The sequence below is a fragment of the Porphyrobacter sp. MBR-49 genome, from assembly GCF_053628655.1.
Map to the genome: position 1 here is coordinate 1 of NZ_JBRJGU010000017.1, position 1,156 is coordinate 1,156.

Consider the following 1,156-nt stretch of genomic DNA (forward strand, 5'->3'; position numbering starts at 1 on the left):
CTAGTGGATTGACTCCAACGTTTGGAACCCCCGGTTACGTGCGGCGATGATTTCGTCGGGGTCCGCCTTCCAGACGAAGGGCTTTGGATGGCTGGCATTGTATTCTCGGATGAAGCGATTGATGGCGGCCTGGAGGTCGACGAGCGAATGGAAAACGCCGTTCTTGAGCCGCCGCCGCGTCAGCTTTGCGAAGAAGCCCTCGACGGCATTGAGCCATGAGCACGAGGTTGGTGTGAAATGGAATGTCCAGCGCGGATGGCGCGCGAGCCATTCCTGGACCTTGTCCTTTTTATGCGCCGCGTAGTTGTCGAGGATCACGTGGACGGCCTTGTCCTTCGGCACCTCGCGCTCGATGCGGTTGAGGAAACGGATGAACTCCTGGTGGCGATGGCGCTGCATGTTCTGGGCGATGACCGTTCCGTCGAGCACGTTGAGCGCGGCGAACAGCGTGGTCGTGCCGTGACGCTTGTAATCATGGGTCATGGTCCCGGCACGGCCCTTCTTCATCGGCAGTCCCGGCTGAGTGCGGTCAAGGGCTTGGATCTGCGACTTCTCGTCGAAGGATAGCACCACTGCATGCGCAGGCGGCGAAACATAAAGCCCGACGATATCGTGAAGCTTCTCGGCGAAGGCCGGATCGTTCGACAGCTTGAAGCTGCGCCAGCGATGCGGAGCAAGACCATGTGCCTTCCAGATCGACTGGACTGTCGAGACGGCAAGCCCGACAGCCTTGGCCATCGCGCGCGCCGTCCAGTGGGTTGCCTCGTGCGGCGGCGTATCCTGCGTCAGGCGGACGATCTCTGCCACACGCCTGGGTGGCACGGGTGCCTTGCCTGGCGGACGAGATTTGTCGCGCAGCAGGCCGTCGACACCTTCGTGCATGAAACGTTCCTGCCACCGCCACACACAGGTCTTCGACTTGCCCGTCGCAGACATGATGGCAGAGGTCCCAAGACCATCGCTGCTGAGCAAAACGATACGGGCTCGCCAAACATGCTTTTGCGGGCTCAAAGGCGCCGACACAATGCCGCTCAACCGTTCGCGGTCGACCTCGGACAAGGAGAAAGTGATACCATCGCGCATCCTCCCTGAATCGCACGTCGGCAAGCCTCTGGGAATCCCTAAATGGACTCTTTCGTTCCGGTCAATCCACTAG

At 60.6% G+C, this 1,156-nt stretch carries 1 protein-coding gene; it reads right to left on the minus strand.

Annotation, left to right across the window (positions count from 1 at the left end; all coding sequences use genetic code 11):
• Entirely contained in the window at positions 1 to 1,083 is a 1,083-nt protein-coding gene (locus ACSSV3_RS14550; protein ID WP_354327138.1) for an IS630 family transposase, read from the minus strand.
• Positions 1,084 to 1,156 lie beyond the last annotated feature (73 nt).

Bases quoted from the DNA above. Each gene is read 5' to 3' on its own strand.
- ACSSV3_RS14550 (WP_354327138.1), bottom strand. From the start codon at position 1,083: ATGCGCGATGGTATCACTTTCTCCTTGTCCGAGGTCGACCGCGAACGG.